Source organism: Microcoleus sp. Z1_A1, from assembly GCF_036700305.1.
Taxonomy (GTDB): domain Bacteria; phylum Cyanobacteriota; class Cyanobacteriia; order Cyanobacteriales; family Microcoleaceae; genus Microcoleus.
The window spans coordinates 90,495-97,446 of the sequence record NZ_JAUBOR010000023.1 but is presented as its reverse complement, the minus strand read 5'-3'; the positions used below and the strand labels follow the sequence as shown (position 1 = coordinate 97,446).

Sequence of the window (6,952 nt, the reverse complement as noted above, 5' to 3'; positions counted from 1 at the left end):
TGCCTGTTGCCAGAAACCCCATCAATTGTGGAACAGGCATCTTGCCTGTTGCCAGAAACCCCATCAATTGTGGAACAGGCATCTTGCCTGTTGCCAGAAACCCCATCAATTGTGGAACAAACATCTTGCCTGTTTCCAACATTAATATCCGAGTTCAAATCCCACTCCGAATTCTGGAAAATCGGCAAATAATCTGTGAGTGTGAGATTTCCGGTTGTCAGAGTGCCAGTCTTATCAAAAACCACCGTATCTAATTGATGCACCCGTTCTAAAACATCACCACCGCGAATTAAAAGCCCGCGCTCCGCCCCGATGCCAGAACCGACTAAAATTGCAGTTGGGGTAGCCAATCCCAAAGCGCAAGGACAAGCAATAACTAAAACTGCGATCGCCAATTTCAAACTTAACAGCAAAGGCGATTGATAATGGATAATTGGCAATTCATTTCCCATATTCATTGCCCCGTGTCCCATAATATCCATTGCCCCGTGTCCTAAAAGCACAGAAGGCCAAATATGAGTGCCCGCAAAATACCAAAATAGGAAAGTTAAAACCGATATCCCCATCACCCCATACACAAAATATCCCGCGACAGTATCAGCTAAATTTTGAATCGGCGCTTTGCGAGTTTGGGCTGCCTGCACCAAAGCCACCATTTGAGCTACAGTTGTTTCCTTACCGGTGCGAGTTGCCCGCATCACAACTGCCCCGGATTTATTGATAGTTCCGGCGACAACTGTATCTCCTGGTTGCTTCAAAACCGGCATTGATTCGCCAGTCAGCATCGACTCATCTATGGTTGTTTTGCCTTCGCAGACTTCACCATCTACCGGTATTTTTTCCCCTGGCAAAACTTGCAGCCATTCTCCGACTCGGACGCGATCGGCAGGAATTTCAATGTATTGTGGATCGTAGACTTCTGATGTCGAGTTTAAAGGCAATTCTTCCGATCGCAAATCTAAACTCGAAAGTTTAAAATCAACTAAGCGGGCTTTCGCCGGTTGCAATGCGATTAAAGCTTGCAAAGCTGATGCAGCGCGCCGTCTGGCTTGCTGTTCGAGAGTTTTCCCCAACAAAATAAAGCCCAGCAGCATCACCGGTTCATCAAAAAAGCACTCCCATCCCATCCGTGGAAACAGCAGCGCCGCGTTGCTAGCGGTGTAAGCTGTAACAGCGCCTAAAGCTACCAAAGTATTCATGTTGGGTGCATTTCGCCACAAACTGCGGCACCCATCAACGATAATCGGGCGGCCCGGTAGCAGCAAAGCGAGGGTGGCGAGTCCCCAGTGAAACCAAATATTGCTGAGAATTGGGGCTTTTGTGCCGAGTACGTGACCTAAACCGGATAGAATAATTAGGATAAGGGCGATCGTCAATTGCTTGATTTGCTGTCTAATTTCTTGTCGCCGTCGTTCAATTGTTGCCGCTTCTGCTTCCCGCTGATTTTCACCACAACGAGACTGAGAGGGAAATCCATTATCAGTCAACTTTTTCGCTAAAGCTTCTGCATCGACAGCCCCCGGTTGACACTCAACCGTCGCGACTTCTACGGCCAAGTTAACGCAAGCGGAAATGACGCCTGAATACTGCATGAGTTGGCGTTCCACAGCTTTCGCGCAGCCGGCACATTTCATCCCGCCGACATCGAAAGTAACAAGTTCAGGCGGTGATTCGTTAACTGGTAGGATTTCTGGTTGAATTTCGGGGATTGTTTTGGGCAAAAATTGCATGGTTTTTTTTGGTATAGATTAGAATATTTGGGTAGTTCTGAAAGGGTTTAATGCAGTGTTGAGACAAATGTCTATATTTTTATCATAGATAAATTTGGTGGCATCTTCCCAAAGTGTTAGTTTTTTTTAATTCTTATTAGTTCCAGGCGGTTAAATCCTTATTCCGGCGGGGGTTTCAGCCACTAATGGAAGGCGGGTTTAATGCTAAAACACGCTTGGGACACTGCATTGCCGTTTCGTTATTTGATAAGCTGTTACGCATCTAAATTGTATTTTTGGGCGGGCGGGACGCTAGGGCCCCTACTCCCCACAAGAATTTGCTCGAATTTGATTGTCAAATGTAGATGCGCCTCAGCTTATAATGAGCCAATTGCCTAGTTAGTATCCAGCTTTTATTTGACGAATTTAGCTATGACAGAAACACCAAAATTTTATATTGTCAAACGTCCTGCGGGTAATTGCGAAATTTTGCCGTTGGCGGAGCCCTCGCAGAGGATCGCGCAACTCGAAGAACAAAACCCCAGTATTATTGAAAAGTGGGGCCCTTACGATTCGCCCGAAGATGCCATCGCCCGCCGCATCGGTTTAATTCGCGCCGGCAAATGCCAACCAACCTAATTTTAGATTTTAGATTTTAGATTTTAGATTGAAGATTGAAGATTGAAGATAAGAAGGACTAAAGTCCTCACTACAAACCAGGTTCGTAGTGAGGACTTTAGTCCTTCTTTACTGAAGTTTTTGTGACTAAAAACTACTTGGATTTAGCCGGTGCCGCACTCGGTTTTGCTTGCGCCGCATTCGGCTTAGCTGGCGCAGCATTCGGTTTCGCCTCCGCCTTATTGTTCCCTGTTTTACCAGTAACTTGCTTTGTCAAAACTTCCATAGCTTTCGCATATTGCGGATCGGCAGTCGTAGCAATTTTATCGCGATCGCGCCTCAATTCCTGTTTTTGAGCCTCGGTGAGTTCTACCTTAAAATCCGGTTCAATCCCGGCCTTGTTGATATCAGTGCCGTTGGGAGTAAAATACTTGGCAATTGTCACCGCCAAACCGGCACCATTTCCCACGCCTCGTACTGACTGAACTAAACCTTTACCAAATGTCTTTGTTCCCACCAAAACCGCGCGTTTGTTGTCTTGCAAAGCACCGGATAGAATCTCGCTAGCACTTGCTGAACCGCCGTCTACCAGTATAACTAACGGTTTGTCTGTGATCGCTCCCTTATTTGCCGTTTGTTTATCAGCCTCACCGACTCGATCGACCGTCGAGACGATCGTACCTTCTTTGAGCCACATTCGAGCAATTTCTATACTTCCGTACAGCAACCCGCCGGGATTGGAACGCAAGTCTAAAATATAGCCCGTCACCTTTTTCTGTTCCAAATCCTTAATTGCCGATCGCATTTCCGATGCAGCATTGGCACTGAACTGATTTAAGCGAATATAGCCGACTTCTCCGATGGGAGTTTTCTGCACCGACTTCCGCACAGGATGAATTTCAATTTTAGCGCGTTTCAGTTTAAAGTCTAATTCCTTGTTTCCCCGCAAAATAGTCAGCGTCACCTCAGTATTCACCTGACCGCGAATCAAACTTACTGCTTGATTCGTATCCATGCCTTCTGTGCTCTTGCCGTCAATCTTAGTAATGATATCTTTTGCCAGAATACCAGCACTAAAAGCAGGGGTATCTTCGATCGGCGAAATCACCACCAACTTCTTAGTTTCCTCATCTTGAGTCAACTGAATCCCAACTCCTGTCAGTTCCCCAGAAGTTTCAACCTGCATATTTCTGAACTCTTGAGGGTCCATAAACCGCGTATAAGGATCATCCAGCTTCTTCAACATTTCCCGAATTGCTTTGTAAGCTTCGTCGTCGCTGGTATAAGTCCGGTTCAAATAATCATTTCGCACCGCTTTCCAGTCAACCTGGTTAAAAGTGCCATCAACATAACTTTTGTCAATAATCTGCCAAACTTCATCAACCAACTCTTTAGGGCTTCCCCGAAAAGAAGCCAGAGATTTAGAACTGCAACCAGTGTTCGCAAGAGTTACAGCAGTGAGTACCACCGCTGCTGCACTTAGAACAAGCCCTCGTTTTGTTATAACCATTTGTCTGACGCGCGGGACGAAAAGAGTTCAGAATAATTACGCTCAATCTAACACAGGCAAGGCCCGCTCGCGTTTGGCGTACATATATTTTCCACTTTGCCGACTTCTATTCAGGGCGGGCTCGCGTGCCCACCCCCCAAGAACACTCACTCTTTGTGGAACAGGCCCTGCAGCTTCTGATAAAGGTGCTCTTCAGTCGGTTTAAACCGACTTCAGCTATGAGACAGGGGTTTCAACCCCTGTCGGACTGTCGGACTGTCGGACTGTCGGACTGTCGGACTGTCGGACTGTCGAACTGTCGGACTGTCGGACTGTCGGACTGTCGGACTGTCGAACTCTAGCAACAGAGAAAGAATCGGCTAAGGATCGACCCAGCGATCGTCCGATTTAATCAAGTCAATCAATTCTGCCACCCCTCGGTCTTCCGGCACCTTCTTAATTTCTTCCCGGCCCCGGTACAGCGAAATATAACCCGGTTGCTTCCCGACGTAGCCGTAATCAGCATCAGCCATTTCTCCGGGCCCATTGACAATACAGCCCATTACTGCTATATCCAAACCCGTGAGATGCTTGGTGGCCTCTCTCACTTTGTGTAACACTTCCTCTAAATTAAACAAAGTGCGACCGCAGGAAGGACAAGCGACATACTCAACCATCGTTTTCCGCAGTCCCAAGGCTTGCAGAATGCTGTAGCAGACGGGAATCTCCTTTTCTGGGGCCTCTGTCAGCGAGACGCGGATGGTGTCGCCGATACCGTCAGTTAGCAGCGGTGCCAGGCCTGCGGTGGATTTGATGCGGCCGTATTCGCCGTCTCCTGCTTCCGTGACGCCCAAATGCAGCGGGTAATCCATGCCGAGTTCGTCCATCCGGTGCACCATCAACCGGTAAGCAGCAACCATCACGGGTGCACGGGAGGCTTTCAGGGAAAGTACGATGTTGCGGAAGTCGAGGGATTCGCAAATTTTGATGAATTCCAGGGCCGATTCTACCATGCCTTCGGGCGTGTCGCCGTAGGTAAACAGCATCCGTTCGGCGAGGGAACCGTGATTGACGCCGATTCGCAAAGCTTTGCCTTGGTCGCGCAGGGAAATCACCAAAGGTTCCAGGGTTTCGCGGATTTTTGCGCCAATTTCCGCGAATTCGGCGTCGGTGTATTCGGTTCTGTCGGCTTTCGGCTTCTCGAACACGTAAAGTCCGGGATTGATTCTCACTTTGTCTACGTGTTTGGCCACTTCGAGAGCAATTTTCATGCCGTTGTGGTGGACATCGGCGACGAGGGGCACGGGTTGGTAGGTGGCGTGCAGTTTTTGCTTGATTTCGGCTAAAGCTTTGGCGTGGGCCATGCTGGGCACGGTGACGCGGACGATTTCGCAGCCAATCTCGTGCAAGCGCCGAATTCCGGCGACTGAACCGTCGATGTCGAGGGTGTCTTCGTTAATCATCGACTGTACGACGACGGGGTAGCCGCCGCCGATGGTGACGCTACCGACTTTGACGGGTCGGGTTTTGCGGCGTTTGATGGTGGTGTCGAAGGTTGGTTCGGTGGTGGGGGTTTTAGTGGGGTTCGGCAGAGTTTGCATAACTGGTTGCTAGAGTTTTGTTACTAAGGTCTATAAAAATGTGTCTGCTGTTTTTCAGGTTGCCATAGAAAGGGTCTGTTTGGACAAACAGGTTTTACGATTTAGGGTTTTTGATAGAAGTACGATGGCTACGCCCCGGCTTACGTCTACGAACTTGTAACTCACATTATGTAGTTTTGGGGGTAAGGGCGATCGATTTTTTAGTATTAAAATTTAACATTCCGGGCGGGCAAGATACCCATTCCACAGATGAATCCGGGGGCTTGTTTAACAGTTGATAAATTTTAGGTAGAATATAAAATTATTGTGGGCAATGACCGACTGGCAAAAATATCTACATAGTTTTGAGTTTCAAACACTTATGCCAGTAGATTAAAGTCACTCGAATAACATGATCGAAAAAGGTGCAACAAGTGGCAGACCTTTCAATCCCTATAAAAATGGCGGAAAAATTCTCAACTTATCTTATCAAAATGTTAAAAATACCCATCAAGGCTTTGCCTTAGTTGAAGCTCATGTTCGCAGATTTAATCCAGTTGGTGAAGCTGAGCTAAGAATGGTTGAAAGGTTAAGAGGTATCACCACCCAAACCCTTGTAGCTGAGCCTGTTGATTTACGCTTTTATACTCACGAGTTACGTGAGTATCTCAGGTATAAAAAGCTTGGCTACCCAACTGAACAACCCGCTGACCCGGATGAGGCTTATGAACTTTGGAACAATGCTCACACAGCAACTCTTGAAGATTATAAATTAAAAGAAGGATTCGGCGTTTTATTTCATCCGAGCGTAGAGGAATTTTGATGAAAAAACTAACTCAATTAACCCAGCTTGAATTAGTGCTGCTGGAATTAGTAGCTAAAGGTCAAGGAAAGTGGAGTTGGTACGAACTCGCGAATGCACTTTCCCGTCGAGATGTACCGCGAGAACCTGACATGATGGTTGTCTTAAAAAAACTCGCTGCTGATGGCTTGGTTCAGCGATATATAGAAACAGGTTCGCCTCGCGATAGATGGGAATTGACAACTGAGGGGACGATTTTGTTGACAGAGGCAACTGCTTCTGAACCGACTACTTTATGCAAATATGTTGAAGTTTAACTTAGAAACACAATTTGTAGTTTGCATTAACAATCAAGACTATCAAGCATCCTTGGAAGTGCGAAAAATCTATCGAATCATACCCGATAATCGCGCTGGGGAACATCAATTTATCCGAGTTATTGATGAATCAGGTGAAGATTATTTGTATCCAGTCGCGTATTTCGTGCCCATCGCATTGCCGAAAGCCGTAGAAGCAGTATTTGCATAGACAAAGGTTCTGTAGGGGCGGGTTCACCAACATCTATGTCGCTCAATAACAATCTAAATAAACCCGCCCCCGCCCAATGAATTACTAGAATTCATTGGCGGATTTAATCTAAACTAGATGGGGAAATTCACCGAGAATCCGGTGGGTGGGGGCGGGTTTACAATATTTTTTGTGGTGTCTGATAAGTTAGGGTGAACCCGCCCCTACAGGCGTAATAAATCATCAG

Annotated in this window: 7 protein-coding genes; 4 read left to right on the top strand and 3 right to left on the bottom strand. The window is 47.0% G+C overall.

Annotated elements, in window-relative coordinates; translation table 11 throughout:
• Nucleotides 1–1,730: cation-translocating P-type ATPase (locus QT973_RS16660; RefSeq protein ID WP_333391735.1), on the bottom strand; the 1,730-nt coding region annotated here is incomplete at its 3' end.
• Nucleotides 1,731–2,141: 411 nt separating this feature from the next.
• On the opposite strand from QT973_RS16660, the gene QT973_RS16655 reads away from it, so the two are divergent.
• Entirely contained in the window at nt 2,142–2,348 is a 207-nt protein-coding gene (locus QT973_RS16655) for a DDE transposase family protein (protein WP_333053135.1), read from the top strand.
• Between the two features lie 133 nt (nt 2,349–2,481).
• Here the strand turns inward: QT973_RS16655 and ctpC are convergent, their stop codons facing one another.
• Both ctpC and ispG read right to left on the bottom strand, forming a co-directional pair.
• Nucleotides 2,482–3,837 (bottom strand): carboxyl-terminal processing protease CtpC, encoded by a 1,356-nt coding sequence (gene ctpC, locus QT973_RS16650; RefSeq protein ID WP_333053137.1) that lies wholly within the window; start codon nt 3,835–3,837, stop codon nt 2,482–2,484.
• A gap of 359 nt (nt 3,838–4,196) precedes the next feature.
• A complete protein-coding gene (gene ispG / locus QT973_RS16645; RefSeq protein ID WP_333391733.1) occupies nt 4,197–5,417 on the bottom strand; it encodes a (E)-4-hydroxy-3-methylbut-2-enyl-diphosphate synthase in 1,221 nt (406 codons plus the stop codon).
• A gap of 391 nt (nt 5,418–5,808) precedes the next feature.
• On the opposite strand from ispG, the gene QT973_RS16640 reads away from it, so the two are divergent.
• The 3 genes from QT973_RS16640 to QT973_RS16630 are packed head-to-tail and all read left to right on the top strand — an operon-like array spanning nt 5,809 to nt 6,726.
• On the top strand, nt 5,809–6,219 hold the full coding sequence (locus QT973_RS16640; RefSeq protein ID WP_333391731.1) for a hypothetical protein: 411 nt from the start codon (nt 5,809–5,811) through the stop codon (nt 6,217–6,219).
• Nucleotides 6,219–6,515 carry a hypothetical protein gene (locus QT973_RS16635; protein WP_333391729.1) on the top strand — a complete coding sequence of 99 codons (297 nt, stop codon included), beginning with the start codon at nt 6,219–6,221 and terminating at the stop codon, nt 6,513–6,515. The genes QT973_RS16640 and QT973_RS16635 overlap by 1 nt, the downstream gene beginning before the upstream one ends.
• Nucleotides 6,502–6,726 carry a hypothetical protein gene (locus QT973_RS16630; protein WP_333053143.1) on the top strand — a complete coding sequence of 75 codons (225 nt, stop codon included), beginning with the start codon at nt 6,502–6,504 and terminating at the stop codon, nt 6,724–6,726. Before QT973_RS16635 ends, QT973_RS16630 begins: the two co-directional genes overlap by 14 nt.
• Nucleotides 6,727–6,952 lie beyond the last annotated feature (226 nt).